General features: G+C 59.7%; 21 protein-coding genes. 8 read left to right on the top strand and 13 right to left on the bottom strand.

Annotated elements, in window-relative coordinates:
* Window positions 1-12: 12 nt before the first annotated feature.
* Window positions 13-552, bottom strand: a complete 540-nt coding sequence (locus tag ACMLHG_RS13300; protein ID WP_295810420.1) for a hypothetical protein — start codon at window positions 550-552, stop codon at window positions 13-15.
* On the opposite strand from ACMLHG_RS13300, the gene ACMLHG_RS13295 reads away from it, so the two are divergent.
* Both ACMLHG_RS13295 and ACMLHG_RS13290 read left to right on the top strand, forming a co-directional pair.
* Window positions 478-2,139, top strand: coding sequence for a DUF2079 domain-containing protein (locus ACMLHG_RS13295; protein WP_417170802.1), 1,662 nt, complete (start codon window positions 478-480; stop codon window positions 2,137-2,139). The genes ACMLHG_RS13300 and ACMLHG_RS13295 overlap by 75 nt on opposite strands.
* A gap of 123 nt (window positions 2,140-2,262) precedes the next feature.
* Window positions 2,263-4,842, top strand: a complete 2,580-nt coding sequence (locus tag ACMLHG_RS13290; RefSeq protein ID WP_417170801.1) for a TIM-barrel domain-containing protein — start codon at window positions 2,263-2,265, stop codon at window positions 4,840-4,842.
* 107 nt (window positions 4,843-4,949) lie between these two features.
* Here ACMLHG_RS13290 and ACMLHG_RS13285 read toward each other — a convergent pair whose 3' ends face one another.
* The 7 genes from ACMLHG_RS13285 to ACMLHG_RS13255 all read right to left on the bottom strand — a co-directional run bounded on the left by ACMLHG_RS13285 (window position 4,950) and on the right by ACMLHG_RS13255 (window position 14,653).
* Window positions 4,950-6,341: an acetylxylan esterase gene (locus ACMLHG_RS13285; protein WP_417170800.1), complete on the bottom strand. Its 1,392-nt coding sequence runs from the start codon at window positions 6,339-6,341 to the stop codon at window positions 4,950-4,952.
* A gap of 124 nt (window positions 6,342-6,465) precedes the next feature.
* Window positions 6,466-8,361 (bottom strand): beta-mannanase, encoded by a 1,896-nt coding sequence (locus ACMLHG_RS13280; RefSeq protein ID WP_417170799.1) that lies wholly within the window; start codon window positions 8,359-8,361, stop codon window positions 6,466-6,468.
* A gap of 112 nt (window positions 8,362-8,473) precedes the next feature.
* Window positions 8,474-9,469 carry a LacI family DNA-binding transcriptional regulator gene (locus tag ACMLHG_RS13275; protein WP_295810342.1) on the bottom strand — a complete coding sequence of 332 codons (996 nt, stop codon included), beginning with the start codon at window positions 9,467-9,469 and terminating at the stop codon, window positions 8,474-8,476.
* Window positions 9,470-9,608: 139 nt separating this feature from the next.
* Window positions 9,609-10,340 carry an SDR family NAD(P)-dependent oxidoreductase gene (locus ACMLHG_RS13270; RefSeq protein ID WP_417170798.1) on the bottom strand — a complete coding sequence of 244 codons (732 nt, stop codon included), beginning with the start codon at window positions 10,338-10,340 and terminating at the stop codon, window positions 9,609-9,611.
* Between the two features lie 11 nt (window positions 10,341-10,351).
* Window positions 10,352-11,515 (bottom strand): galactonate dehydratase, encoded by a 1,164-nt coding sequence (gene dgoD / locus ACMLHG_RS13265; protein WP_417170797.1) that lies wholly within the window; start codon window positions 11,513-11,515, stop codon window positions 10,352-10,354.
* Window positions 11,512-13,689: an alpha-galactosidase gene (locus ACMLHG_RS13260; protein ID WP_417170796.1), complete on the bottom strand. Its 2,178-nt coding sequence runs from the start codon at window positions 13,687-13,689 to the stop codon at window positions 11,512-11,514. The genes dgoD and ACMLHG_RS13260 overlap by 4 nt, the downstream gene beginning before the upstream one ends.
* A 4-nt stretch (window positions 13,690-13,693) precedes the next feature.
* Window positions 13,694-14,653: a glycoside hydrolase family 130 protein gene (locus tag ACMLHG_RS13255; RefSeq protein WP_417170795.1), complete on the bottom strand. Its 960-nt coding sequence runs from the start codon at window positions 14,651-14,653 to the stop codon at window positions 13,694-13,696.
* Window positions 14,654-14,859: 206 nt separating this feature from the next.
* On the opposite strand from ACMLHG_RS13255, the gene ACMLHG_RS13250 reads away from it, so the two are divergent.
* Window positions 14,860-15,858 carry a LacI family DNA-binding transcriptional regulator gene (locus ACMLHG_RS13250; RefSeq protein ID WP_294436326.1) on the top strand — a complete coding sequence of 333 codons (999 nt, stop codon included), beginning with the start codon at window positions 14,860-14,862 and terminating at the stop codon, window positions 15,856-15,858.
* 50 nt (window positions 15,859-15,908) lie between these two features.
* On the opposite strand, the gene ACMLHG_RS13245 is transcribed toward ACMLHG_RS13250, so the two are convergent.
* The 4 genes from ACMLHG_RS13245 to ACMLHG_RS13230 form a co-directional block, all read right to left on the bottom strand.
* Entirely contained in the window at window positions 15,909-17,918 is a 2,010-nt protein-coding gene (locus ACMLHG_RS13245) for a hypothetical protein (RefSeq protein WP_417170794.1), read from the bottom strand.
* Between the two features lie 70 nt (window positions 17,919-17,988).
* The gene (locus ACMLHG_RS13240) at window positions 17,989-20,070 is read right to left on the bottom strand and encodes a hypothetical protein (RefSeq protein ID WP_417170793.1); all 2,082 of its coding nucleotides are present in this window, start codon (window positions 20,068-20,070) and stop codon (window positions 17,989-17,991) included.
* A 42-nt stretch (window positions 20,071-20,112) separates the two neighbouring features.
* Window positions 20,113-20,874 carry a prepilin-type N-terminal cleavage/methylation domain-containing protein gene (locus ACMLHG_RS13235; RefSeq protein WP_417170792.1) on the bottom strand — a complete coding sequence of 254 codons (762 nt, stop codon included), beginning with the start codon at window positions 20,872-20,874 and terminating at the stop codon, window positions 20,113-20,115.
* Entirely contained in the window at window positions 20,871-22,031 is a 1,161-nt protein-coding gene (locus ACMLHG_RS13230) for a GntR family transcriptional regulator (RefSeq protein WP_417170791.1), read from the bottom strand. Before ACMLHG_RS13230 ends, ACMLHG_RS13235 begins: the two co-directional genes overlap by 4 nt.
* 227 nt (window positions 22,032-22,258) lie before the next feature.
* On the opposite strand from ACMLHG_RS13230, the gene ACMLHG_RS13225 reads away from it, so the two are divergent.
* Window positions 22,259-23,368 carry a DUF362 domain-containing protein gene (locus ACMLHG_RS13225; RefSeq protein WP_417170790.1) on the top strand — a complete coding sequence of 370 codons (1,110 nt, stop codon included), beginning with the start codon at window positions 22,259-22,261 and terminating at the stop codon, window positions 23,366-23,368.
* The gene (locus tag ACMLHG_RS13220; RefSeq protein WP_417170789.1) at window positions 23,355-23,948 is read left to right on the top strand and encodes an HD domain-containing protein; all 594 of its coding nucleotides are present in this window, start codon (window positions 23,355-23,357) and stop codon (window positions 23,946-23,948) included. Before ACMLHG_RS13225 ends, ACMLHG_RS13220 begins: the two co-directional genes overlap by 14 nt.
* A gap of 1 nt (window position 23,949) precedes the next feature.
* On the opposite strand, the gene ACMLHG_RS13215 is transcribed toward ACMLHG_RS13220, so the two are convergent.
* Entirely contained in the window at window positions 23,950-24,759 is an 810-nt protein-coding gene (locus ACMLHG_RS13215; protein WP_417170788.1) for a methylated-DNA--[protein]-cysteine S-methyltransferase, read from the bottom strand.
* A gap of 196 nt (window positions 24,760-24,955) precedes the next feature.
* Between ACMLHG_RS13215 and folD the strand changes: the two genes are divergently transcribed.
* The 3 genes from folD (at window position 24,956) to gcvH (ending at window position 26,817) form a co-directional block, all read left to right on the top strand.
* Window positions 24,956-25,837 carry a bifunctional methylenetetrahydrofolate dehydrogenase/methenyltetrahydrofolate cyclohydrolase FolD gene (gene folD / locus ACMLHG_RS13210; protein ID WP_294436333.1) on the top strand — a complete coding sequence of 294 codons (882 nt, stop codon included), beginning with the start codon at window positions 24,956-24,958 and terminating at the stop codon, window positions 25,835-25,837.
* 83 nt (window positions 25,838-25,920) lie between these two features.
* The gene (locus ACMLHG_RS13205) at window positions 25,921-26,298 is read left to right on the top strand and encodes a hypothetical protein (RefSeq protein ID WP_294436334.1); all 378 of its coding nucleotides are present in this window, start codon (window positions 25,921-25,923) and stop codon (window positions 26,296-26,298) included.
* Between the two features lie 144 nt (window positions 26,299-26,442).
* A complete protein-coding gene (gene gcvH, locus ACMLHG_RS13200; RefSeq protein ID WP_417170787.1) occupies window positions 26,443-26,817 on the top strand; it encodes a glycine cleavage system protein GcvH in 375 nt (124 codons plus the stop codon).
* The last annotated feature ends 82 nt before the right edge of the window (window positions 26,818-26,899 follow it).

Genomic DNA, 26,899 nt, shown 5'->3' with positions numbered 1-26,899 from the left:
CAGGAAGCTTTTTTATTGTGGCTTTCCTTTTTTTCTTGTATTTATGTGCTGACTGGAGTGGCTCTGTGTGACCTTGTGCGTCTTTTTGTTGTCCCGTCGTCCAAGAGCAGTCTGACAGGCGGAAGTCTGGCGGCTGCAGTTGCTGCGGCCGCTGTATTGTGGGTGGTGCGTCAGATTCCGGCGGAGCGGGTGATCCGTTGCCTGGTTGTCTGGGTCGGAATGGTTCCATTTCTGTTGTTGCCGAAGACTCAGTTCATCTATGCCGTGTTTGCCTTGATTTTTTTCAGCGGCTGGAGTGTCTGCCGACTGCTGGCATGTTGCGGCCGTCGCAGTTTTTTCCCGCGGCTGCCGGAACGGTACTGGCTGCTTCTGCTGACACTGCTGATTCTCCTCTTTATCGGGCAGGGGCTCTGGCTTTACCGGGAGACGTTGAATCGGCTTCTGCTTTTCTGGGAGGATTGGGGCATCTTCAACGAAGTGGCGTGGAACACCTTGCAGGGGCGTTGGCTGCAGGTGGATGTTCACGGCGGTGAAAATTTTTTCGGCGACCATTTCATGCCCGGTTTTTTCCTCTGGTTCACGCCGTTGCTCGGCGTGGTCCGATCGCCGTTTCTACTGCCGGTTATCGGAGCGCTCTGTCTCTGGGGAAGCGCCGGACTGATCTATCTGCTGGCGCGGCGCTGTCGCCTCTCTCCGGCGGAATCGTTCTGCTGCGGGCTTGTGTTACTGTTCAACCCGGTCGTCAACAACCTCAATTTGAGCGGTATGTATGGGACCCATGTCATCAGTTTTTTTATTCCTCTGCTGCTGCTTTTCTATTGTCTTCGCCGGAGCGGACACCCCCGGTGGGCATTCGCTGTTTTTCTTTTTTCCTTGACCGTCAAGGAGTCGGTAGCGGTTTTCTGGGTCGGCTGGAGTTTCTGCATGATGTTGGAACGGCGGCAGGAGTGGCGAAACTATGCACTCACCGGGGGAATTGCACTCGGATATTTTCTCTTAGTCACGCAATGGATCATTCCTGGGTTCTCCGGCGGCTACCGGTATGAGCATCAATATGCCGCATTGGGAGGCAACCTGTTGGAAATGGCGCTTTCTCCTCTGTTGCGACCTGCGGTTTTCTGGGGGACGCTTATACAGGAGAAGAATCTGTTTCTGGTGCTTTTTCTGCTGCTGCCGATCTCGTTTGCTGTGTTTCGGCGCTGGCGACTGATTCCTGCCGCATTGCTTCTTGTTGTGCTGAATATGCTTCGCGGCAATCCGGAGATGGTGAATTTTCTCCTGCACCACAATACGGAGTGTGTGGCATTTTTGCTGGCGCTTTGTGTAACGTCGCTGGCAGAACCTGGAACTGTCATCAGTGACCGAATTTTTTTTGCAGGAATTCGACTTCCCAACGCATGTCGGAAACGGCGCGCACTCCTAGGGGGCGTCCTGGTTTCGACGCTGATGTCGTATTGGTTTTTTGCTCAAGGAGTGACGGGGGCGGCGAATCTGCGCTCTTTGTTGGGACGAAATCCGGACTGCTCCGAATTTTTCCCTGAGATTCGATCGCAGATTCGGCCGGGGGCCTGTTTCTCCGGCGATAACTGGAGTGCCACTATGCTGATGTTGCGCAATCGTTTCGTGCCGTGGGGATCCCCGTTGGCGGATTATTATCTTTATGGAAGCTGGTATCTGCGCTATGGGAAGGAACAACATCGCAAGATGCTTCAGAATCCGGAGTACAGTCTGGTTTGGATGAGAATCGTCCGGCCGGGTGTGGGGGTCTGGCTGTTCCGACGCGGCCCAGCCCCGGAAGGGGGGCCGCAGGTTATGATTACCAAAGAGGCATTTGCCAAATTTCCCGGCTATGAGGTGAAGTCGCCGGATCCGGCATTTCAGATTCGTGTCCATCCGCGCTTTGCCGAGCCGGGACAAAAAGAGGCGAAAATTGTATTCCTGATTCGGCGTACCGCAGCTTCCGCCGGTCGGTCTGTATTTCTCATTACTTTATCTCACCAGCAGGAGACACGCCGTTTCCGGCTTCCGCGCACATGGCGGGGAGGGAGCACTGGCGAACTGTTTGAGGTTACGCTGAGGCTTCCGGACGGCTGGGATAACGTGACCGGTCTGAAGATTGCAGTGGAACCGGCACGCTGATTTCTCCCGGTAAATCGTATTTTTTTCTCAGATGGTCCGGATTGTATTCCCGGATGGAATTGCTTATATTATTAAAGGAAGAGGCGGCGGTGCCGCCGGATTAACTACAGGAGTGTATTACCCATGATGCTGGAACAAGCCGCGTTCCGGACGGCTCCCGCCGCGCCGGAGAATGTAGTGTGTGCTCCGAATGTGCGCATCTCCCTGCTGACCGATCGAATGGTCCGGTTCGAATGGAGTGCGGACGGAAAGTTTGAGGACCGCGAAACCCTTGCGGTGCTCAACCGTGATCTCGGGCGGGTGAAGTTCAAAACCTCCCGCCGCGACGGGAAGCTGGGCATCACCACGGATTCCCTGACGATTGAATTGCTGCCGGACGGGAAGAAGCTCTCTGCGGAAAACCTGAACGTCACGTTTGAACTCAACGGAAAAAAGATCGTCTGGACTCCCGATTCGACCGATGACGGCAATCTGCTCGGCACCTGCCGGACGCTGGATTGCTGTGACGGCGACGAGAAGATCTTCAACTGGTGTACCCCGGAGGAGCGGCGTGAGAAGTTGCAGCTCTGCAAGGGATTTCTTTCGCGTTCCGGCTGGAGCGTCATCGACGACAGCCGCAACGTGGCGATCAAACGGATCAACGGCAACCGCAAATGGGTGACGGCGCGCGAACCGGGGGAACGGCAGGATCTCTATCTGCTCGCTTATGGACACGCCTATGCCGATGCGCTGCATGACGCGGCGGAGGTGTTTGGTTCCCAGCCGGTTCCGCCCCGCTTTGCCCTCGGCTACTGGTACAGCCGTTACTGGGCTTACAGCGACCGTGAAATCGAACAGCTGGTCGACGGCTTCGATCGGGCCGGGATTCCGATCGATGTGATGGTGATCGACATGGATTGGCACTTGGAGGGCTGGACCGGCTACACCTGGGATCGCCGCTACTTCCCCGATCCGGATGAATTTCTCGCCCATCTCCACCGGCGCGGCTGCAAAGTGACGCTCAATCTCCATCCTGCGGACGGCGTCGGCCGGCACGAGGAGCAGTTTGAGGCGATGGCGCGGGCAATGGGACTCGATCCAGAGAAGGTGGACCGTGTTCCCTTCGATATTACCGACCCGAAATATATGAAAAACTACTTCAAGCTGCTCCACCATCCGGAGGAGCAGCGCGGGGTCGATTTCTGGTGGATGGACTGGCAGCAGGGGGAATCCACCGCCATTCCCGGATTGGATACCCTGCCGTGGATCAATCATCTGCACTGGGTGGATATGCTTGGAAGGCGAAATCGTCACCGCCCGCTGATCTTCAGCCGGTTTGGCGGAGTCGGCGCCGGGCGTTACGTGATCGGATTCTCCGGAGACACCGTTTCCAACTGGGATTCGCTCAAGTTCCAGCCCTGGTTTACCGCAACCGCTGCGAACGTGCTTTACGGATACTGGAGCCATGACCTCGGTGGCCATATGCCCGGCAACATCGATCCGGAACTCTATCTGCGCTGGATTCAGTTCGGCATGTATTCGCCGATCATGCGGACCCATACCACCAAGAACGCCGATGCGGAACGCCGTTTCTGGGCTTATCCGGAACCGTTCAGTTCTTTAATGGGCGATGTGGTGCGCCGCCGTTATGAACTCGTGCCCTACATCTACAGCGAGGACCGTTACGCGCTCGAAAGCGGCGTCAGCCTCTGCCATCCGCTCTATTATGAATATCCGGAGGAAGAGAAGGCCTACACCTCGAAGCAGGAGTACATGTTCGGGCGGGAGATGCTGATTGCGCCGGTGGTTTCGCCGGTCAATCCGGAGAGCGAACTGGCCGATGCCGAAATCTGGCTGCCGGAAGGCGAGTGGTACGACGTTGCCGCCGGCAGTATGCTCAAGGGGGGAAGGACGATTTCCCGGAAGTTCATGCTGAAGGAAGTTCCGGTTTTCGTCCGTCCGGGAACGGTGATTCCGGAGCAGCGCAATTGCCGCCGTCTCAACGACCGCAGCTACACCAATCTGGTGATGACGGTCTATCCCGGCGAAAGCGGCGCCTACGATCTGTATGAGGATGACGGTATTACCACCGATTATCTTGACGGGAAATTTGCGCGGATTGCCATGTCTCATCGGAAGAAGGAAGATGTCCGCACGCTCTCGGTCGTACATCGGGAAGGGACCTTTGCCGGATTCCTCCGCCGCCGCGAACTGGAATTCCATCTGGTGGGAGTTGTGCCGCCGGAGCAGGTGGAGGTGAATGGGAAGAACGCAACCTTCTGTTACCGATTTGAAGATGCGAAACTTCCTGCCTGGCGGTATGATGGAGCGACGGCAACGTTGATGATTCGCGCCGGTTCCGTCGATCTTGACGAAGGCGTTGAAGTCCGGGTGACCTACGGCGTGAAAGATGAATTCGCCGCGGTGGATGGGCTGCGCGGATTGTTCGCCCGGCTCGACCGGGTGGCGGAGATTCACAACATGTTCAGCACCTGCCATGCCGACGGTGACCGGGAGCGGCTCGGTCAGGAGCTGGATTTTGCCTCGGTGCGGATCTCCCGTCGCCCGGAGAGCTTCGAGAAGGAGCTCGCCGGTCTGCGTGCCGGACTGCCGGACCTGCCGAAGGTGATCAAGGCGCAGACCCGGGTCCGTTCCCGGAGTAACGCCGAGTGCCGTCGCCTGGCGAAGATCGCCGGCAATCTGCTGGCGGACTGCCTGAAGTAGTCCGACGAAATTCAGTGTGTGCGGTGGAAGTTTCTGCCGCATTCCAATAAAAACCGCCTGGGATCGCTTGACCCCGGGCGGTTTTGTGTCGTTAATCGGACGAAGAATTACTTCTTGGTGAGCACGCTGTTGATGCGTTTGTGCCCGGAGGGGATCGGCGCGTCGTGACCGCGGTCCGGCGTCGTGTCGATGTGCTTCTTGACGCCGTCGGGCAGCGAGTTGTAGACCGTGTAGACCGAAGTCGGCGCACAGGTGAAGTCGATGAACCCGGTCGAGAGGTAGATCTCGCACTTGATCCGCTTGGCGAAGTTGTTGTTGTCGAAGTATTCCGCCGTGGCGCGAACCTTTTCATCGCTGGGTTTGCCGTTTTTGACGGTGTAGAGCCGCGGCCAACCGGGCTGGCGGCCGACCATCCAGCCGGCATGGTCGCCGAGAGCGGGGACACCGGCGACGCAGAGCGTCACATCCGGGTCGAGTCCGGCGGCGGCGAGCGACTGACCACCGCCCTGGCTGCCACCGCGCACGATCAGGGTCTTCCCGTCCCACTCCGGCAGGGATTTCACATAGTCGAGCGCGCGCATGACCCGCAGGTACATCCCCTTGAAATAGAAGTCGTCACGGCTCTGCTTGCCGCGATGGAAATAGTTCTTGAGTTCGTTGGCGGAAAGATCGTTGTAGAATTTGGCATCCTTGCCGTTGTCGATGCCGTGCGCGTTGACGTCAAAGGCGATGGCGTTGCGTCCCTGCCAGAGTTGCTTGTTGGCGCTGCGGACACCGGCTCCATGATAACTCACGATAGCCGGGAGGGATTTGGGCGCCGCCTTCACGGGCATTGCCAGATACCCGGAGACCGGCATCCCGCCGGCACAGTCAACCTTGACATCGTAGCAGACCACCTTGCCCTGCAGCTGTTTTGGTACAGAAACCTCGGTGCGGGTCGCCTTGACCGGGACCTTGTCGAGTTCCGCGCGCTGCGCCTTCCAGAAGGCGTCGAAGTCGGCCGGTTCGGTGCCGGAGGGCTTGATCTCCTCCGGGGCGACCATCGCGCCGATGCCGCCGGTATAGGGGCGATTCCAGCGGTCCTTCGGAATTTTGATCGGCTTCTTGTTCTCATCGAGCGCGGTGAGAATCATGGAAAACCAGCCCGGCTCGTCGAGTTTGCCGGTGATGACGACCGTTTCCTCGCTGGGAACGATCTTCCGCCCCTTGCGCACGCCGTTGACGAAGGTGTCACAGCGCATGAATTTCCCCTTGACCGGTTTCCCCTGTTCGAGCATCTGGCCGCTGAGGGTGATGGTTTCGCCTTTCTTGTAGATGGCGCCGGGCTTGTCCACGGAGGTTTGGAAGGAGAACGGCGGAACCTTCTTTTGGGGCTTGGAGGCTTTCTGCGCCTTCTGCGCTTTCTTCGCCTGTCCGGCGGGAGCCGCCGTCAACATGGCCGGTGTGAGGATGACTGCCGCCGCTACGAGGGCGAACCATTTCAGACTGCCTTGACGCATGGGAAATCCTTTCCTTGTTGTGCGTAATTCGGGGCGATGGTATTTACCATAGCAGTTTTCTTCTTCAAAGTCAATTGTTTCGCTGGAAAATGTTCCGATTTTCTGATGTGTTTTTCAGGAAAAATCATGCATGAAAATACTCCAGCAGGATTCCTGTGTGGGGCGCGATGGAATCCGGCAGCGGCGCTGCCGGCTGCCACCCGGCGGCACTTTTCAGATCACATGACAGTGTTTCGCTGTGGTTGTTCACGGCCACGATCCAGGCGTGCTCGGGGGTGTCGCGGTGTTCGGTCAGCGTAATCAGCGGATGACAACTTTGCAGGATTCGTTCCCCGATCTCCCGCTCCGCTGCTGTCTGATAGAAGCGGAACCATTTCGGTTCCTCCGGACGGTGGAATGCGCCCGGCCTTCCGGCCAGTTCCCGTTCGAGCGGCACGGTGAGAAGATAGACGGTTCCTCTGCCATAGGCATTGCGCAGGAAAACCGGGTTGCCGTCCTCTTCGCATGCAAGCACTTCCGCTTCCTGCGGGCAGAGTTCCAGCCGGAACGGAGCGTTCAGTTCGAAGAGCTCGCCGCCGAATCGGAAGCGGACCGGTGCACTCCGCATTTCGCGGCTCCGGACGCTTGCTCCGAATACCGATTCAAACGGGGCGAGCGCACCGTCGTCGATGGTGAGAAACAGGGTCGCTCCCTGCCGGACCTCTTCTAATAGCGCGAGGAATTCTTCTCGAAAACTCCAGCTGCCGCCGCGGATTCCGGGCACGAAGTAGAGAGAACTTCTGCCGACCCCGTCGGCGACGAAACGGAATTCCAGATCGAACCCCGCCTGCTTGGCCAGCAGAAACGAACTCCAGCCGTTCGCCATGAAGGCGTTGAAATCCTGTTCCCGGGTGAGCAGGCAGACCGCGTCGCGCCGGAACAGCGGCAGTTCCCGGAAGGGCAGAGCGTCGAGGAAGTTGCGGAATTTTCGCATTTCCTCACCGACCGGCCGGAGCCGGAAGCGGGCGTCGTAGAGGCCGAGTTCCCGCTCCCAGGCGCTCCAGCTGTACGGGGAGTGCTCCAGCATGGATTGCTCGAAGGCGCACCACCAGAGAAAGCGGCTCGAGCCGTGTGCCCAGGCGTTGAACATCGAATTGCGGAGAAATTCCGCCTTGCTCTGCTCGTTGCAGTAAGAGGGGGCGAAGGTGCCGATCTCCTCGACGAAGGCGGGTTTCCCGCCGAGATCGCTGTAGAAGCGCAATTCGACCGTCGCCTGAAAGGCCGCGCGAATCGAGGTGTGCGGATCCACCCGCGCCGGAAGCTTGCTCATCGAGTGCGGGTAGGGGTGGGGCGTCAGAAGATCGCACAGTTCCCCCTGTGTTTCAATGGTCCAGGGCAGTTCGCTCCCGAACTCCGTATCGGCGCCCGGCATGAGGCCGTGCATGCCGGAGGCGACCGGGCGGGTGGCGTCTTCGGCGCGAATTGCCGCGGTGATGGCATTGGTCCAGTTCCACGCCTCTTGCGGTGTCGCGATCTCTCCCATGCAGTTCGATTCGTTGCCCGGCTCCCAGACGGCGATGGCGGGAAGATCCCGCAGTTCCCGCACCAGACAACGAACCAGGCGGATCTGCCACTTGATCGAAAGCGGAGAACGCAGGGGATCGAGTCCGGCGAAGGCTTGCGGCAGGAAGAGCTGCCCGCTCATCCAGCCGGTGACCAGACCGACGATGAGTTCGAGCCGGTGTTCGGCGGCGATTGTTGCAAGCGTCCGAAATCGCTGCACCATCTGTTCATCCACTCCGTCCCGGCCGCACGGCGTATCGGGCAGCGGCCCGCCGCGAAACTGAAGCAGGCGCGGCCGGTTCTGGCATCCGGCCGCAAGTTCCAGCGGCTGGAAGTCCGGCCAGAGCGGAAAGACCCGGACCGATTGAATTCCCGCTTCCGCCATCCGTTCGAAATCCTGACGGACAACCGTCTCGTTCCATTGACTCCACATCCGCACGCCGGCGTGCGAGGCCCAGTAGTTGCATCCGACTTTCATTTGTTCTGCTCCCGGATTGATTGGTTTGCTCCTTAAGGATAGAGCAGAAACGGTAAAAAAACAAATCCGGGCAGGGGGAATCCCGTGCAATCTTATGCAGCAACCGTGCAGTTCAGTGCATGATTTTCTGTGGCACAAAGACCGATCCCCGGGAAATCAGCCGGGCCGGGACCGGAACATCTTCGTCGGGAGTTTCTCCGTCGGCGACTGTTTCGAGCAGGTCGAACGCCTTCTTTGCCAACGTGTTGAAATCCTGTGCAATCGAGGTGAGCGGCGGAATGGCGAAGCGGTTGAACTCCGGTTGTTCCCAGACGATGAGAGACAGCTGTTCCGGCAGGGAAAAGCCGAATCGTCGCAGGGTGAAATAGACCTCCGCCGCGCTTCCTTCCCCGCAGACGATCATGGCGCTCACTTCAGCGTCGAGCAGTTTACGGAGCATGCCGCCCAGACCGTCGACCCGGGCCGGCGGCGGCGGAAAAAGTGCGTCGTCGACGATCATCCCCTCCAGCGGGAACCCGTGTGCGCGCATGACCTGTTCAAATCCTTTCCGGCGGTTGCGCGAGGTGTGAGTCGAGGCGCCGGTGAGCAGCAGGCCGATGCGGCGGTGGCCGAAGCCGGCGAGGTGATTGACTGCTTCGGCCATCGCCTGAAATTCATCGGTGAAGACGGAATATACTCCATCCAGATGGTGCGGCATGTCATTGACGCAGACCAGGGGAAGCCGGTGCGACCGCCCCCATTCGAAGGCGAGGCGGTTTCGAAAATCGAAGGAGATCGCCCCGCAGAGAGTGCGTTCATCGACCATGGCAAGGTGATCGGCAGCGACCGCTTCCAGCTGGAGATGGCGGATGCCACATTCCCGGCGCAAAGCGTTCAACATGCCGGTCGAGTAACTTTGCAGCGGAGTGTCGGTGTCGGGGAGGATCAGGATGACGGTGCGTTTTTCCGGTGGCGGACGGTAGCCGAGGCGCCGCGCCGTTTCGATCACTTTCCGGGTGGTTTCCGGCGAGATCTCCGGGCGTCCGGCCAGAGCCCGGGAGACGGTGGAACTGGAGAGATTGAGCTCTCCGGCGATCCGACGAATGGTGACGCGTTCCGGCTCCGGCATGTTCCGACCTCCTTCCGATGCAGTGAAGTTCCGGCGAAACCATGGCATTTCCGCCGGTCGTGCTTCACAATAGCGCCTCCTGCGGCGGAATGCAAACGAAACCGCCGTTTTTCCGCTTCCGATTACCCGGAAATCCCGTTCAGGGGGCCATGAAGGCGCCGCCGTTGAGATTGATGATCTCACCGGTCAGAAATCCGGTCCGGACGATGTCGAAGGCAAAGTCGGCGACCTCCGCCGGCGAGGAGCCGCGCCCGAGCGGAATCCCCGCCATCTCCTTCTGCAGCATTTCCGGCGTCAGACGCGACGAGACCATATCGGTGAGAATCAGCCCCGGCGCGAGCACGTTCGATGTGACGCCGTACGGTGCGCCGAGGTTGGCGAAGCCCCGGGAGAGGGCATGCATCGCCGACTTCGCCGCCGCGTAGGAGAGCATCCGCTCGTTGGCGGGCTGATAAGCCCACAAGCTGGAGATGTGGAGCAGCCGCCCCCACCGTCTCTGTTTCATTCCTTCGAGGGCGAATTTCCCGCAGAGGTAGGCCCCCTTGAGGTTGACCCCCATGACGGCATCCCACCAGGCGCCGTCGCTCATCTCCGGCGTGCGTTTGTAGGGGTCGACCCGGGCGTTGTTGACGAGAATGTCCACCGGACCGACCCGGTCGAACATCTTCTGCACCGCCTCTTCGCAGGAGATGTCGCACTGAATTGCTTCGCCGCCGACCGCGTCGGCGACCGCCTGCGCCGCCTCTTTCCCGTGGGCGTAGTTGACGATGACGCGGCATCCGGCGGCGGCGAACCGCCGGCAGAGCGCTTCTCCGAGACCGCGCGAACCGCCGGTGATCAGCGCGGTTTTTCCCTTGAATTCCTCACGCATGGCGCACCTCCTTACCAGTCGCAGACCGCGCCGTCAGGCCGGAAGAGCCGGGGGGTGCCCGCCACGATGCGCGGATGTTTGCGGATCAGTTCTTCATCAAGTTCGATGCCCCAGCCCGGCTTCTTCGGCAGCTCGATGAATCCCTCCTTGACCTGCAGCGGTTCGGTGATGACCTCGTTCCGCCAGTCGTTGAGGAAGAGCCGCTCCTGAATGAGGAAGTTCGGTGCAATCGCATCGAGGTGAAGCGAAATCGCCGTGATCACCGGGCTCATCGGGCAGTGCGGCGCGACGAAGGCGTCGAACGCTTCGGCGAGATGGGCCACCTTGAGCCCCTCATTGAAACCGTGGCAGTGCGCGAGGTCAGGCTGGGCAATGGAGATCGCCCGCTTCTCGATCAGGCGCCGGAACTCCTGCGGCCGGGTGAGCCGTTCGCCTGCCGCAACCGGAATGTTGACACTGCGGGCGACGCGGAGCATTCCCTCCTCGTCCTCCGGTTGAACCGGTTCCTCGAAGAACATGAGGTCGTACTCCTCCAGCGCTCTGCCGATCTGGATGGCGAGGTTGGAGTCGTAGCGGCCGTGCCCGTCGAAACAGATGGCGGCGTCGGGACCGACCGCGTCGCGCACCGTCTCCGCCGCCTTTGCGACCCGGCGGACCGTTTCAGTGTCGTGCAGCGGCCAGCTCGGAATCGCCAGACTGAACTTGAAGGCGGCGTAACCGTACGCCTGCGCCTCCTGCGCCTTGTCGCGGATGACGGCCGGATCGGTCGCTCCGCCGCTCCAGCCGTTGGCGTAGACGCGGATTTTGTCGCGGACCGCGCCGCCCAGCAGCTGCCAGACCGGTTTGCCGAGCGATTTGCCGAGGATGTCCCAGCAGGCGAGCTCGACTCCGGAGATGGCGGAGGCCTTGACCACGCCGCCCTTCCAGAAACGCTGGCGGATCAACACCTGCATGAGGTATCCGATCCGGGTGGGATCCTGACCGACGATCAGATCCTCCAGGTCGCGCAGAGCGCCGAGGATGGAATCGTCGTGGCTTTCGAGCGTCGCTTCGCCGAGACCGGTGATCCCTTCGTCGGTGTGGACGAGAAGGTAGAAGTAGTTCCGGTTGGAGAGCAATCCGCAACCGGGCGTGGGCGCCCCCACAAGGACAGGTTCGATACGGGTTATTTTCATGCGTTCACCTCTTTCAGATGGAAAATTCTGCAATCGAAGTCGCCGTAGAGTTCGGCCTGGAGCCCGACATTGGCGGCGCCGCGGCCGGTGATCGGGGGATAGCGGAACTGCCGCACGGAATCGTCCTCCGGCGCCTTTTCGCCGTAACAGGTGATCTCGTAAAGTGCGTCGGGCTTGAGGCCGGCGAGTTTTACCGGCGGAATCGCGTCGGCGAACTGCATCGAACCGCCGAGCAGAAACACCACCGCTTCGGAACGGTCCTGCGCGACATATTCATAGATTGCCCACGGGTGTTCCCGGTGGCTGGCCAGCCGGTAGAGGTCGCCGAAGTTGGTGATGTGGCGCAGTTTCTTGTAGAGATCGGTATACCGGCGGATCTCCGTAAGTTCCGCCTCGGTGCAGTGCGTCAGATCCTTGCCGCAGGCCAGCGACCCCAGCATGCCGCAGAACGCCTGGAACTGCAGCGGCGTTCTGCGGTGATTGACGTGATACATCGAATCGCTGATGTGGCAGGCGCCGCCGGCCATGCGGGGGGGATTGACCATGGTGAACCCTTCGTGGAGCTTGAGCATGTCGAGCGCGTCCTGATTGTCGCTGCGGTTCATGCGGCCGAAGAAGCGGGTCATGGCGAGGTCGGCGCGGGAGGCGCCCGACGAACAGTTCTCCATCAGAAGTTCCGGGAAGTCGGCGCTGAGCCGTTCGAAAATCCAGTGGAGATTGTGCACGTAGTCGATCCAGATCCGCCCCTGCTGTTCCGGCGGCAGGTCGCCCCAGCCGGGAGAGCTGACGAAGCAGTTCATATCGAGTTTGAGATATTTGATCCCGGTTTCGGCAACCAGCTTATGCAGTTGCTGATAGATGTGCTCGGCCACATCGCGCCGGGCGAAGTTCAGCATCACCGAGGTGCGGTCGACGTCGGAGCGGTAGCGGGTGAAGGGTTCCCGGCCCGGGTAGCGCATCGCCCACTCCGGATGAGCCTTGTAGAGGTCGCTCGCCAGCTCGTAGGATTCGATTTCGACCCAGAGCCCGAACTCCATGCCGAGCGAACGGACCAGTTCGATGACCGGCTTGAGACCGTTGGGGAACTTCACCGGATCGGGGAACCAGTCGCCGAGTGCGTGCTGCCAGCCGTCGTCGATCACGAAGAGTTCGGCGCCGATGCGGTTCGCGAGCTTCGCCGCGCGCAGAATGTTCTCCTCGTTGACGTGGACGTTGATGCAACCCCACGAATTGAAGATCACCGGCATCGGCCGCGCGGCGATCACCGGCGGCAGCACATGGCGCATCTGATAGTGGTGGAGCACCCGGCTTGCGCCGCTGAATCCGGCCGGGCTCCAGCCGCCGGAGAAGACCGGCGTGGTGAAAGACTCCTGCGGCTTGAGAATGAGACGGTTGTCGAAGTCATGGATTCCGCCGGTGACGGCGGTGTGATCGTAGGGATCTCGTTCGACGGTGATCTTCCAGTTGCCGCTCCAGTGGAGCGCGCCGAAGAACAGCTCGCCGGAGAGTTCGTCGGCGTTCCCCTCGTCGAGGGCGAAGTACGGCACCGCGAAGGGGCCGGAGAGACCGGTGCGGCTCTCCATGGTGAATTTGCCCGTCGAAACCGGAATGCGTTCGATCGTCGCCTCCTTGCCCCAGTGGCCCGAGAGGTGGGTAAGTCGCCAGAGGTTCGGCGCGGCCGGGAGCTGCCAGGCGGCGGAAGCGAAGTTCTCAAGTGCGACCGGAGTTTCCGCATGATTGGTGATTTCGCTCCAGCGGTCGATGAGTTCGAGTTCGGGCCAGACGCGGTAGAAAAGCCTGACCGTGAGCGGGTGGCTCTCCTCTTCGAGGGTGATCTCCAGCAGTTCGTGATCGAACTTCTTCTGGACCCGGCTGCCGGCGAAGCGGAACTTGGTTGCGCGCACGCCGTCGGCGTACTCCGCTTTGATGGCACACTCGTGATAGTACTCGCCGTAGAAGGCGGGATACTCCTGCAGACTCGCCTTCTGCTGCCGGTCGGAATAGTGGCGATGCCACTGCAGATCGGCGGCAGAAGGGAGATCGTCGGCGCGGTCGAGTTTCGCCCCCCAGTAGAGGTGGATCAGCCGGCTGTTCTCCTGCACTTCAAAGGCGTAGCTCATTTCGCCTGCGGTGAGCAGGAAGCGGCTTCCGGAACGGTCGATAAAGATGCTCATGATTTCAGATCCCTTTGAGACAGCCGTCGATGATTTCGTCGAGGTTGCCGGTTGCGAGGTTGGTGGTGGTGTCGGCGCCGCCGTAGTAGATGCGCAGTTCCCGGGTTTTGAAGTCGGCGATCGCGCCGGTGGCGAAGACCACTTCGGGGATGACGCCGAGATGTTCGTACTCGGTCTCCGGAGTGAGGAGATAGCGGTTCATGCGGCCGATGATCTTCTCCGGATTCTCGAGGTCGAGCAGCAATGCCCCGAGGCTGTAGCGGAATCCGGTGAAGGTGTTCTGAACGCCGTGGATGATTTCGAGCCAGCCTTTTTCGGTTTTGATCGGCACGGTGGGACCGATTTTGAGGTTGTTCCACGCCATGAAGTCGCGCTGGAGAAGCGGCCGGTATTCGCCCCAGTGGATCAAATCGGGCGAGCGGGAGATCCAGATGTGCGCCCAGGACTTCTCATAGGGAGCGCTGAGGCTGTAGGGGCGGTCGAGCCGGACATATTCGCCGTTGATCTTCTCGGGGAAGAGGCAGGGGACGCGGTTGTGCGGCAGAGCGATGATCTCGACCGGTTCCGCGGAGAGGAAGTCGGTGGTGCGGTAGAGCAATGCACAGCATCCCCAGCCGGAGTTGGCGGGGCGCATGATGTAGTAGCAGTTGTCCTCGGGGAACCAGGTGACCCGGCAGTCGATCGGATGAAAGTCGAGGTCGCCGAACCGTTTGGTTTCATCGACTTCGAAGAGCGGTTTCTCGTGGATGTCGAAATGGATTCCGTCGCGGCTCTCTGCCACGTGACAGCGGGCGAACTTCTCGTTGCGCATCGTGACCGACAACAGCAGGATGGTGCGGCCGTCCGGCGTCATCACCTGTCCGGGATTGAAGACCTGTTCCGCCGCGCCGTACGGGAAGTCCTCCGGGCGGAACAGGGGATTGTGTTCACTTCGAATCAACATCGATTTGAAGTTTTTCGGCATGATATTCCCCTTGATTGTTGGCGTTTTAACCGGGGCCGGAACCTCCGGTGTTCGATATAGTGTAACCGGGTTCCGGCGAAAAGACAAGTTGATGCGCCGGTTCTTTTCTGCAAGAATAAGCAAAAAAATACAATATTTGCAACAATATGATGGAAATCCGGCGAATCCGGTGATACTTTATGAGGAAAGGGGAGGGGAGACGCTCCATGCGGAAAAAAAGTGAATCCGGAATCCGGCAGATCGCCGAACTGGCGGGGGTGGATGTTTCGACCGTGTCGCGGGCATTGAACCGCCGGGCGCACGTGCAGCCGGCGACGGCGGCGCGGGTGTTTGAGGCGGCGCGGCAGGTGGGCTACCAGCAGAAACCGCTCCGGCGGGTGATCGCCTTGATCCTGCCGGAGAGCCGGACCATCCTGAAATGGTACTCCATCAACGTCTTGAATGCGCTGCGGCTCGAGGCGGAGCAGCGAAACTGGTGGCTGGAGATCATCTCGGCGGATCAGATCGAACTCCTGAATGAGCGCGCGGTGGAGGGGGTCATCTCCTTTGACTTCAACAACCATCTGGCGGAGAAGATCGGTTCGACGCGCAATCTGCCGATGGTCTGCATCAACGATTCGGCGCGACACATCGACCGGGTTTATTCGGTGTTTTCCAACGAGTTCCAGGCGGTCAACCTGGCGGTCAGCCATCTGGTCGGCTACGGACACCGCCGGATCGGAATGATCATCAACGGCGACCCGGAATCCTACTGCAACCGGACCCGGCACGAGGCGTTTGACCGGATGATGCGGGTGCATAATCTGAGTGCCTTTGCCGAGTGTGTGCATGGAAAACACAGCCCCGGGGATCCGGATTCGCTGGTGCGCTTGCTTCACGGCGCCGTATTGCGCATGGCCGAGTGCGGCGTCACGGCGATCATCAACACGGGGGAGAGCGAAGCGGCGTCGGTGCTGCATTCGCTGGAGGTGTGCCGCTTCCGGGTGCCGGAAGATTTCTCGCTGATCACCTGGGAGATGGTGGATGTCTCAAAGTTTCTTTCGCCGCCGCAGACGACGCTCTGCCAGAACTTTGCGGAGCTGGCGCGGCGGGCGTTCGACACGCTGGAAAAACTGGTGGCGGGCGAGCCGGTCTGCCGGGATACTCTCGTGGACTATCTGTTGTGCGACCGCTCCAGCGTCGCCATCCCGCCGCGCGGGCGGTGACAGCGACGGAACGGGGCTCCCGTGTATTCCGGCAGGGCAGGGGAGGGGGATCAGCGTTCGATCTCGATTCCCGCAATCTGATTGGACCAGCTCTGGTTCGGCACCGGCGCTTTGAGCACGAGCCGCAGATAGCGGATTTCCGCCGGAATCGGTTCGGCGTTGCGCATGACGTAGTGATCGAACTCCGCCCGGCGGACCAGTTCGAACCGGAGGGGCAGCGGGGAGAAATGTCTGCCGTCTGCGGACCCTTCCAGCGCGTAATAGCGGTTCAGCTCCTTGCCGCGGTGGTTCTTCCAGAAATAGCAGTCCGCTTTCACCGAACCGAATCGGGAGTTGTCGCCCGCATAGGCGGTGCCGACTGGACATTGCGTCTGCGGTCGGGCTTCCTGACGTCTCTCATCGATTTTTAGACGTAACTCGCATCCACTGAAGTATTCAGTCGCATTGGAGGTATCCTGAACGATGTAGGTGGAACAGCTTGACGGAAGAAAATCGGCGAGCAGTTTCTGCTGGGTCCGGCTGAAGAGAATTTTATCCGGATTTTTCAGCCGGAACGGTTTGATTTTCCCGGCGTGCACCGCTTCCAGCCGGGAGTTGCTCCGTTTCACTTCCGTGATCATCTCTTCGTAAGGCCGGTCGGTACCGTCCACCAGTCCGAAATTGAAACTTTCCCCCATCGGCAGACTGCGCATCATGACCGGCTGATCGAAGAAGATGAAGTAGCCGAAGCCGATGCAGAGCGGATCAGCCGCCAGCTGTTCGGTGTAATGGCGATAGCCGAGTCCCCGTGCCTGCTGGTCACGCACGGTGTTGACCGAGTTGTAGGGGCGCAGGCCGCGTTGATCGCAGACGAAACTGAATTCGGTGATGAAGAACGGTTTGTCCTGTTTGCGCAGTTCCGGCATCAGCCGGGCGGTCCACAAGGCGTAGATGTCGTATTCGTTGAGCATGACCACGTCGGTGAATTCCGCCGCCGCATAGATCCACTCGTCCGCCTGACCGCGGCAGTGAGAGGCGCCGAACCAGAGATGATCCGGGTCATATTTGCGGAAGAGCCCCCGGACAATCCGGTGATAATACCGGGAACTTTCGGTGATGAAGTCGGAAATGTCTTTCTGATTCAGGTTGACAATCTTCCGATTTTCCAGCATCGCTTTGCGTCCGCCGGAAAGCCGGAACTGCGCGGCGGCCTTCGCTTCGCCGTGGCGGCGGATCAGAAAGTCCACCAGAGCCTGCTTGGAGGCGACGGTCGGGGCGGCTGCCGTCAGTTCTCGAACATCGCGGTATTCCCAGCCGTTCTCATTTTCCGAGGCATAGGCGATCAGCATGGGATCGTCTTTGCGGCGGGCAACCAGCGCGGCGACCTCTTTTTCCGCGGCGGCGGCGAATCCGGGATCGTAAACGTCGATCCGGCGGCGCGGCAGCAGTTTGACGGTACGGAAGGTCCAGTCTTCCACATAAGGCAGATCGAAGGTCTCCCCCCATCCCCACTTGGCCGTGGAGTTGAACCCCCAGCTAATCAGGCGCTTCCGATTGACCTCCTTCGATTTTTCATAGTAGGACGGTCCGTATTTCTTCGCGAGGTTTGCCGCGAGAAAATTGACCTTTTTCCCGCCGGGGAGACCATCCGGGACCAGCTTGATGTCGGGGAGTTCGGCAAAACCGCTTCGGCGCGATCCATCCGGATTTTTCAATGGAGTGGAGTAGCCGCCCTCCCGGTATCCGACTGCGTCGCAACCGATGAGGAAATAGCGGTGCCCTTCCGGAGTGATGAGCCAGTGGCGCCCGTCGATCTTCTGAAGGCGGAAACGCCCGGTGGCCTCGAATTTCCCGGCATCGAGGCGGCCGCCGAACCGGTCGAACTTTGCCGGATCGAACTTTGCGTCCCGGATCCGCGGCCACTCCTTTGCCGCGTCGGCGCGGAGCTGGTCGTCGGAGGTGACTTTGCCCGGCCACTCCTTGCCGGTATACTGGCCGTAGCGGTCGACGGCCGGCTCGGCGGTGGAGGCGAAAAGTATGCTTACTGCCGATAAGCCGATGATGATCAGATGGTTTTTCATGTTTTTCCACTCCTGGTTTAGCTGTTGCAGTATCGAAAGCAAGGGAATTTTATCGGGGGGTGGCTGCGGACTATTTTCTGGAAATACAGGATATTTGCAGAGGTTTATTTTTTTCGATAACCCGCCAGTCGGCTATCGCTGCCATCCATGCCCGTTCCGGCTCCGTGACTCCGATGGAAAGCCGCAGATAGCGGCAGTTTTCCGGCATCGGCTCCGCCGGTGTCATGGAATAACGATCATGTTCCATTTCCTGTTCCAGGGTAAAACGCATTTCCAGCGGGGTGAATTGCCGATTGTCGAAAGAATATTCCAGGCGGAAAAAGCGGTTTAAGTCGCTTCCCCTCCGTTTTTTCCACAGATGAACCGTCGCCCGGGCATCTGCAAAGTACGAATCGGCCTTGATGGTTCCGATTGAGACGAATATGTGTTTACGACCCTGGAGAAATTCCGTCGCGATGGCATCGTTTACCTTGAAACGGAAGGGGCATCCGCCGTAAAATTCATCCGCCATGACGGCATCTCCGATGATGTAGGGACTGCGACTGCCGGGTAAAACCTGCAGTCGACTCAGTCGGGTGGACTTCCAGCCCAGAATGTCTGCCGGATTCGCGGCAAAAGGCTGCCGGCGCCCCGCGTGAATCTCGGGCAGTTCCTCATTGGCGATCCGAACCTGTTCGAGCATGGCGTGATACGGCTGATCCTGCTGATTCACCAGCCCGAAATTATACGCTTCTCCACGCGGAAGACTCCGGCGGGTGACCGCCTGATCGTAGAGGATAAAGTACCCGAACCCGACGCAATTGGGATCTGCGGCGAGCTGTTCGGTGAAATAGCGATATCCGGTTCCCCGGGATTTTTCGTCGGGAACGCAGACGTAGCCGTTGAAGGCGGGGTACCCGCGCCTTGCCTGAACAAAGGAGTATTCGGCAATGATGTAGGGTTTATCCAGCTCGTGCAGCCGCTTGCGGATGGGAGTGCTCCAGGCCGCATAAATATCGTAATCGTGGAGCAGAAGGGCATCGACATAGGGAATTGCTTCATAGATCCATTCAAACGCCTGATGTTTGCAATGTCCCGCACCGAACCAGAGATGATCCGGATCGTGTTTGCGGTAGATTTCCCGAAGTTGACGGTGATAGAGTTGCGATGTTTTGCGGATGAACGCGGCGGCCTGGCGGCGTGGAATCCTGATCCCCGGCCGGGGAGTTCGGGCGACGGAGGAGCGGTCGAATTTTCCCGTGACTTTGAAGAGCTTGCCCACGTTCTCTTCCCCCAGCTCTTCCCAAAGGAAATCGATCAGAGCGCGCTTCATCGGAGAATTTTTTCCGGCTGCAATGCCGTCGAGCATGGAAAAGCTGAGGCCGCTTTCGTTTTCCGTGGAATACCCGAGCAGTAGAGGCTCATGTCGCCTCCGGGCGATCTGTTGAACGATTTCCTTTTCCGCATTCTCCCGAAAATCCGGAGCATACACGTCGATGTTTCGCAGATAGTTGCGAAACCGGGAGAGCTTGCGGAAATTCATATCCTCTATGAACGGCAGGCCGATATGTGTTCCCCAGCCCCATTTCGGTGTGCTGTTGAACCCCCAAGAAATCAGACGTCTCCGGTTGATTTCGAGTGCCTTTTCTCGAAAATCCTCTCCATATTTCAGTTGCAGGTTCGCTGCGAGAAAGTTGACCATTCCCGGCCGGGAATAGGCGCTGAATGGCGTATTGTTTCGGGGAACTTCCGGTAGTTGCAAAAAAACGTTTCGCGGCGTTCCATCCGGTTGCGTCAATGGGGTGGCGTACCCTTTTTCATAAAAGTCCGGAGCGTCACAGCCGATCAGAAAAAAACGATTTCCTTCCGGAGTGATGAACCACCAGCGTTCTCTGACCTTCTCCAGGCGGAAAAAGCCCGTTGCTCGGAATTTCTGACCGTCAAGGATTCCACCGTAACGATCGAAACGCTGCGGGTCAAAAGCGTCGAACCGGATGAGCTGCACCTCTTCTGCCGCTGCTTCTTCGCGGAGCTGCTGATCGGAGGTGATTTTCCCTGGCCAGTTTTCCCCGGTATATTGTCCGAAACGGTCCACCTGAACCGGGGCCCCGGTTGCACAGGCCAGGCCAGAGGCGAGCAGCGCCGTGAGAACTGAAACGGTCGAATTTTTCATGCGATACCTTTCCTTCATCTGTCGTCATGAACGGTACTCATGTTACAACTGGACGAAATGTTCGTTGAAAAGCAGAGTGAATTTGTTGTTGACATTGCCCTTTAATTGATTTTCATTGAGAAGATTGACATGCCCGTCGAAGAACGCTGCTCCGCTTTTTCCCGAATGAATCAGCGTGACTCCCGCCCGGCAGTTCGAGTCAAGTATTGTGGTCGGTGAAAAAACATAACTGCCGGCGCCGAGCGGGTAGGCATTGAACGGAATGGAGGCTCGGTTGTCTGCGAAAAAAACGGTTTTGCTGCTGTGTTTGACGGCGGACGGGCGGTAACTGACCCGATCCGATTTTTCTTCTATTGTCCTGCACGAGCCATTTCCCAGTATCGTCTGTACATCACTGTTCAAAACATTGTCGTCTTTGCCGAAAATATACATTCCGTAAATTCCGTAATATGCATTCTGCTGGCTCGGCAGAACCGGGTCGGTGGGGCAGGCTGCTGCGGTGCGGGCCAGATATCTGGGAAAAAAACAGTAGTTGTTGTTGACGCGTCCCCAGCCGGTGATATTCGCCCGGTAGTTAGGGATTGTCCAGCCGTCGTGATCATCCGCGTATAGAAACATCGCGGTGGTAAGCTGTTTGAGGTTGTTGACGCAAGTGGAAGCCTTCGCGGTTTCCCGTGCCTTGTTCAGCGCCGGCAGCAGCATCGCCGCGAGGATTGCAATGATGGCGATTACGATGAGAAGTTCGATAAGCGTAAAGGAAGATCGTTTCCCCTGCCGGGTTGGAATGGAACGGGCAATGCTCATAACGAAATCCTTTCTTTTAGGTTGGTGGAGTGTTCAAATTCACAACGCGCGGCAATGCTGTCACGCAGGATCAGATGGTTTTTTAGACGGGTCACCGGCGGCGGCGTGATGCCCCGGCGCATGTCGTCCAACAGCTGCACCGCCGTCTCGCCCAGCTCCTCCGCCGGCTGGCGGACGCTCGAAAGCATCGGATTGGTGAGACTGCACAGATCGTCGTCGTTGAAGCCGAGCAGCGAAAAGTCCTCCGGAACACGCCGCCGGCCGTTGCGGATCGCCGCCAGCGCCCCCGGGCCCAGTTCGTCCCACAGCAGCAGCACTGCGGTCGGCGGTACTTCGCAGCTCATCAGCCGGTGCATCGCCGGATATCCGTACAACTCCAGCCCGATGTCCTGCGGGCGCGCTTCCGCCAGATGCGGCCCCAGCTCCGCCACCCACTCCGGCCGGAATTCAATGCCGCGTTCTTCCAGCGCCCGCCGGTATCCCCGGTAACGGTCCCCGATGGAGCCGGGCGCCGCGGCATACTCCATCCGGCTCAGAATGAAGCCGATGTTGCGATGCCCCATGTCGATCAGCCGGAGCACCGCGTCATGAGCCGCCCGGAAGTTGTCCGTCGTCACCAGCGGCACCGTCACCCCCGGCGGAATGTTGTCCACGCAGACCAGCGGAACGCTCTCCGCCACCCGGCTGACCAGCTCGCCGTTGGGATGGCGCAGATAGGGCAGCAGAATGATGCCGTCGGCGCCGGTGTTGCGTGCCCGGCGCAGATATTCCGCGTCCCGTTCCGAATCGTTGCGCGTGTTGCAGGTGACCAGGGAGCAGCCGATCTGACGGGCGGCCCGTTCCACTCCCAGCAGCACCCGGTGACCGAAGGACTCCTCCAGATTGGAGCTGATGAAGACCAGCTGGCGGCAGTTCTCCTGCGCGCTCCGCCTTCGGCCGTGGGTGACGGCGACGAAGGTGCCGCGGCCCCGCTCGGAGGTGATGACCCCTTCCAGCTTCATGGCGTCGAGCGCCTTGAGCACCGTCTGCCGGGCGACGCCGAACTGGCGGGCGAGATGCTCCTCGGTCGGCAGCTTTTCCCCGGAGGCGAACACTCCGGCGGCGATCTCCCGCGTCAGCTCCTCCCGGATCTGCTGGTATTTCGGTTGTACAGACATCGTTTTTTCCCATCTTTTCCGTTGTTTCTGCTTTAATTATAGGAATTCCGGTGACAGAAAACAACTCCGGAACGAAAAAATGTTGAAAAAAAGAGCGCGATTTTCTGAAGTTGTACGTACAACTTTCTCCGTGCGGCGGAGAAAAGTTTTCTGCGCTTTCCCGGAATCCGGCTTGCAAGAGTTTCGATGACACGGTATCTTATATCATGCTCATCGAGGAGACAACCATGGAAAAAGCAAAAGTCTATTTCACCGATATGCGGGTTCGTCCGGAAGGGCAGAACCTCCAGCAGAAACTCGCCGCACTGATCAAACGGGCCGGAATCGATTCGATCGATTTCCAGGATCGCTTCGCCGCGATTAAAATTCACTTCGGCGAGGCGGGCAACCTCTCGTTCCTGCGCCCCAACTTCGCCCGCACCGTCGCGGATGAGATCAAGAAGCGCGGCGGCCGCCCCTTCCTCACCGACTGCAACACCCTCTACGTCGGCTCCCGGAAACACGCTCTTGAACATATCGAGACCGCCTATCTCAACGGATTTTCCCCCTATGCGACCGGCTGTCACGTCATCATCGGTGACGGCCTCAAGGGGACCGACGATGTTGCCGTGCCGGTGCCGAACGGGGAACTGGTGCACGAAGCGAAGATCGGGCGCGCCATCATGGACGCCGATATCATCCTTTCGCTCAATCACTTCAAGGGGCATGAAATGACCGGATTCGGCGGCGCGATCAAGAATCTCGGCATGGGGTGCGGTTCCCGCGCCGGGAAGATGGAGCAGCACTGCGACGGCAAACCCACGGTGGATCGCTCGCTCTGCATCGGCTGTCACGCCTGCGCCCGCATCTGCGCACACAATGCGCCGACTTTCCGCGACGGAAAGGCGGAGATCGATCACTCCCGCTGTGTCGGCTGCGGCCGCTGCATCGGTGTCTGCCCGAAAGATGCGATCCAGCCCTCCTGGGGGCAGAAGGAGGGGCTGATCGACAAGAAGATGGCCGAATATGCTCTCGCCGTGGTGCACGGCTGGCCCAATTTCCACATCAGCATTGTGATGGATGTTTCGCCGTTCTGCGACTGCCATCCGGAGAACGACGCCCCGATCGTGCCCGACGTCGGCATGTTCGCCTCGTTTGACCCGGTGGCGCTGGACCAGGCCTGCGCGGACGCGGTCAACCGCTGTACGCCGAATCCCGGTTCGCTGCTCGCGGAGAGCGCCGTTCACACAGGCGACCACTTCCATGACGTTTCGCCTTCGACCAACTGGAGAATCCAGCTCGAACACGCCGAGAAGATCGGCCTCGGCGTCCGGGAGTATGAACTTGTCCGGCTCTGAGACGACGCGGATCGAGCCGCTGGAGATCCTCCGGTTCTTCTACCCGGAGGATACCCCGCTCCGGCGGCTTCTGCTCAAGCACAGCACGCAGGTGCGGGAGAAGGCGCTCTCTCTGCTGGAACACTCTCCGTTGCGCGGGGAGGTGGATCCCGCTCTGGTTGCCGCCGGAGCGATGCTGCATGACATCGGCATCGTTCACTGTCACGCGCCGAAGATTCTCTGCACCGGGAGCGAGCCCTATCTCGCCCACGGCATCATCGGGGCGCGGATGCTGCGCGAATACGGCGCCGCCCGCGGCATGGAGGAGCTTCTGGAGCCCTTCGCCCGGATCTGTGAGCGGCACACCGGCAGCGGCATCACCGCCGAGGAGGTGCGTCGCCAGCAGCTGCCGATTCCGGAACGGGACTATCTGCCGGAGACGCCTGCGGAAAAACTGGTCTGTCTCGCCGACAAGTTCTTCTCCAAATCCGGCGACATGCAGGAGAAATCCCTCGAACGAATCCGGCATTCGATGGCGAAGTTCGGCCCCGGCCCGGCGGAGCGCTTCGAGGCGTTGTGCCGTTTCTGCGGCCTCGCCTGACCTATTGCCGGTGATCCTTCCACCAGGACCAGCGGAGTTTTTCCGGCTCGGGGTGCGGATGCTCCGCAAAGTAGACGGCGAGCCGGAAGACGTAGAGCTGGCAGCGGTCCTCCTGAAACCTTTTGACCGCGCAGTCGTCCCGGTAGAGTTGTTCCGGATCCTCTCCCGCGAGGTCGGCAATCCGCCGGATGCCGATGCGGAAGAGATCCTGTTCGATGTTCGGCCCTACGCCGGGAATTTGCCGCAGATCGCTGCCGCCGCGCGGCGGGGGGAGGGGGTAGCGCGACATGTCAAGCCCTTCCAGCGCGAGAAGCCGGAACTTCCGCCGGAGTCCGCTCGCGAATCCGGTCAGGTTCCCGTCGCTGCCGACCACCCGGTGGCAGGGAATCAGGATGCCGACCGGATTGTGACCGACCGCACCGCCGACCGCCTGCGCCGACATGCGCGGGATTCCCAGCTGCCGGGCGAGTTCGGCGGCGATGGCTCCATAGGTGGTGGTTTCCCCGCGCGGAATGCGGCGCAGCTGTTCCCAGACGGCGAGGCGGAAAGGGGTGCCGGTCAGATGAATCGGCGGCGTTTCGCCCGGATCCTCCCCCTCGAAATAGCGTTCGAGCCACTGTTCCGCCGCTTTCAGCACCGACAGGGAGGAGCCGGTGTGTCCGCTTTCCGCGGGAAGGGCGGAGGGAGTTTGATCAAGGAATTCCACCCCGGTCAGGAACTCTCCCCGCCCGGCAAGTGTGATTTCCCCCAGCGGGGAGCGGATATGCCGGAATTCCAGCGGGGCGGTATCGGTTCGGGAACTCTTCTTCATCGCATCACTCTCCCATCTTACAACATTCACTGTATACTATATCACCGCGAACGGAAAAGCGCCAGTCCGGGAACCGTTGCCGCAGAGGCGCAGTTTTCGTTCACTTTTCCGACTGCGCCTTGAAAACGGCGTGTTTCTGTGGTATCTTTTGCAGCAGAATCAAACCAAATCAAAAATTTACTGTTTCGAGGGTGTCATGGCGGCGAAAATTATCGACGGCAAGGAGATTGCCCGGCAGGTCAACGAGGAGACCGCGCGCCGGGTGGAAGCGTTGAAGGCGAAGGGGTGTACGCCCGGACTGGCGGTGGTGCTGATCGGCGACGATCCCGCATCGCAGGTCTACGTCAATTCCAAGGTGAAGAAGTGCGCCGAGCTTGGCATCTATTCGGAGAAACGGGTGCTCCCCGCCGACGCGACGATGGAGCAGGTGCTTGCCCTGATCGCCGAACTGAACGCCGATTCGAAAATCGACGGCATTCTCGTGCAGTCGCCGCCGCCGAAGCAGATCGATGAGGAAAAGGTAATCGCCGCGATCGACCCGGAGAAGGATGTCGACTGCTTCCACGAGCGGAACGTTGGCCGGCTGCTGATCGGCAAAAAGGATGGATTTCAACCCTGCACCCCCCGCGGCATTCTGGTGCTGCTGGAGCGCTCCGGCATCGAGACCTCCGGCCGCCACGCGGTGGTGATCGGCCGTTCGAACATCGTCGGCAAGCCGCTGGCGGCGATGTTGATGCAGAAGGCGAAGGGGGCCAATGCGACGGTGACGGTCGTCCACTCCGCCACGCCGGACATTGCAAAATACACCCGTGACGCGGACATTCTGATCGCCGCAATCGGCAAGCCGGAATTCGTCCGGGGCGACATGATCAAGCCGGGCGCGGCGGTGGTCGACGTCGGGATCAACCGGATTCCGGATCCGGCGACAGGGAAGAACCGTCTGGTCGGCGACGTCAATTTTGCCGAGGCGGTGGAGGTGGCCGGGGCGATCACGCCGGTTCCCGGCGGTGTCGGGCCGATGACGATTGCGATGCTCATGAGCAACGCGGTCACCGCTTGCGAGCGCCGGCGCGGATGAAATCCACTCTCTTCCGGTTGCAGGAACGCCGGAGTGGTGTTATTGTATGAAACAGCAACGGGGATGGAAGGCAAGGAGAAAAAATGACTGAGATTTTTCCTGAATTGGATGGTGTCGAACTTCCGCCGGAGAAGCACTCCCGGGTCGGGATTGTTTCGTTCGTGTTGAGCATTCTGCTGGGCGTGGTCTTTTTCGTCTCGTTCTGCATCTGTGTTTCGCTGACGCTGGAGACGCAGCGGCATTCGCCTCACGGGGCGGCGCCGGGGCCGGAGATGCTGCTGCCGGTCTGCTTCATGATGGGGGCGCTCTTCGCGTCGATCGTGCCGCTCGGACTTGGAATCGGAGGAATCTGCGAGAAGAATTCCAAAAAACTTTTTTCCATTCTCGGGACGGTCTTTTCCGGGATCCTGCTGCTGATCGGCATCGCCGGACTGGTGTGCATGATCGCGTTTCACGGCTGATTTCGGGAATTTTTCGGAAAAATCGCGCAATCCAGCTTGATTTTTATATGATTTGTGATTCATTACTGCGGAAGCAGACAAACCATGCTGACCGGGCGGAACATTTGTATCCCCGGGGAGAACATCAGATAGAGGAAGAAACGAATGAAGTATTACACCGAAGACCACGAATGGGTTGAAATTGTCGGCGATGAGGCGACCGTCGGTATTTCCGAATACGCCGCCGACGAACTCGGCGACATCACCTATGTCGAACTGCCGGAGGAGGAGGATGACTTCATCATCGGCGACCGTCTCGGCGAGGTGGAATCGGTCAACAGTTCTTCCGATATCTATTCGCCGATCAGCGGCACGGTTTCGCAGGTCAACGAGGCGCTGGTAGACGAGCCGGGGCTGATCAATGAGTCTCCGGAGGAGAAGGGCTGGCTCTGCCGGCTGATCAACTTCGACAGCTCCGAGCTGGACGATATGATGAATGAGGATGCCTATCGCAAGTATCTGCGCAAACTAGGCAGATAACGGAAAATTCCGGAAAAGAAAAAACGGACGGCGGCACAGGTGCTTCCGTCCGTTTTTCTTTCTGTATCCGGCTCCGGGCGGT

Origin of the sequence: Victivallis sp. (genome assembly GCF_048170485.1) — a bacterium.
GTDB lineage: Bacteria > Verrucomicrobiota > Lentisphaeria > Victivallales > Victivallaceae > Victivallis.
This window is presented reverse-complemented; position numbering and strand designations above follow the sequence as displayed.

Bases quoted from the DNA above. Each gene is read 5' to 3' on its own strand.
- ACMLHG_RS13300 (WP_295810420.1), bottom strand. From the start codon at position 552: ATGGTCGCCGAAAAAATTTTCACCGCCGTGAACATCCACCTGCAGCCA.
- ACMLHG_RS13290 (WP_417170801.1), top strand. From the start codon at position 2,263: ATGATGCTGGAACAAGCCGCGTTCCGGACGGCTCCCGCCGCGCCGGAG.
- ACMLHG_RS13285 (WP_417170800.1), bottom strand. From the start codon at position 6,341: ATGCGTCAAGGCAGTCTGAAATGGTTCGCCCTCGTAGCGGCGGCAGTC.
- ACMLHG_RS13280 (WP_417170799.1), bottom strand. From the start codon at position 8,361: ATGAAAGTCGGATGCAACTACTGGGCCTCGCACGCCGGCGTGCGGATG.
- ACMLHG_RS13275 (WP_295810342.1), bottom strand. From the start codon at position 9,469: ATGCCGGAGCCGGAACGCGTCACCATTCGTCGGATCGCCGGAGAGCTC.
- ACMLHG_RS13270 (WP_417170798.1), bottom strand. From the start codon at position 10,340: ATGCGTGAGGAATTCAAGGGAAAAACCGCGCTGATCACCGGCGGTTCG.
- dgoD (WP_417170797.1), bottom strand. From the start codon at position 11,515: ATGAAAATAACCCGTATCGAACCTGTCCTTGTGGGGGCGCCCACGCCC.
- ACMLHG_RS13260 (WP_417170796.1), bottom strand. From the start codon at position 13,689: ATGAGCATCTTTATCGACCGTTCCGGAAGCCGCTTCCTGCTCACCGCA.
- ACMLHG_RS13255 (WP_417170795.1), bottom strand. From the start codon at position 14,653: ATGCCGAAAAACTTCAAATCGATGTTGATTCGAAGTGAACACAATCCC.
- ACMLHG_RS13250 (WP_294436326.1), top strand. From the start codon at position 14,860: ATGCGGAAAAAAAGTGAATCCGGAATCCGGCAGATCGCCGAACTGGCG.
- ACMLHG_RS13245 (WP_417170794.1), bottom strand. From the start codon at position 17,918: ATGAAAAACCATCTGATCATCATCGGCTTATCGGCAGTAAGCATACTT.
- ACMLHG_RS13240 (WP_417170793.1), bottom strand. From the start codon at position 20,070: ATGAAAAATTCGACCGTTTCAGTTCTCACGGCGCTGCTCGCCTCTGGC.
- ACMLHG_RS13235 (WP_417170792.1), bottom strand. From the start codon at position 20,874: ATGAGCATTGCCCGTTCCATTCCAACCCGGCAGGGGAAACGATCTTCC.
- ACMLHG_RS13230 (WP_417170791.1), bottom strand. From the start codon at position 22,031: ATGTCTGTACAACCGAAATACCAGCAGATCCGGGAGGAGCTGACGCGG.
- ACMLHG_RS13225 (WP_417170790.1), top strand. From the start codon at position 22,259: ATGGAAAAAGCAAAAGTCTATTTCACCGATATGCGGGTTCGTCCGGAA.
- ACMLHG_RS13215 (WP_417170788.1), bottom strand. From the start codon at position 24,759: ATGAAGAAGAGTTCCCGAACCGATACCGCCCCGCTGGAATTCCGGCAT.
- folD (WP_294436333.1), top strand. From the start codon at position 24,956: ATGGCGGCGAAAATTATCGACGGCAAGGAGATTGCCCGGCAGGTCAAC.
- ACMLHG_RS13205 (WP_294436334.1), top strand. From the start codon at position 25,921: ATGACTGAGATTTTTCCTGAATTGGATGGTGTCGAACTTCCGCCGGAG.
- gcvH (WP_417170787.1), top strand. From the start codon at position 26,443: ATGAAGTATTACACCGAAGACCACGAATGGGTTGAAATTGTCGGCGAT.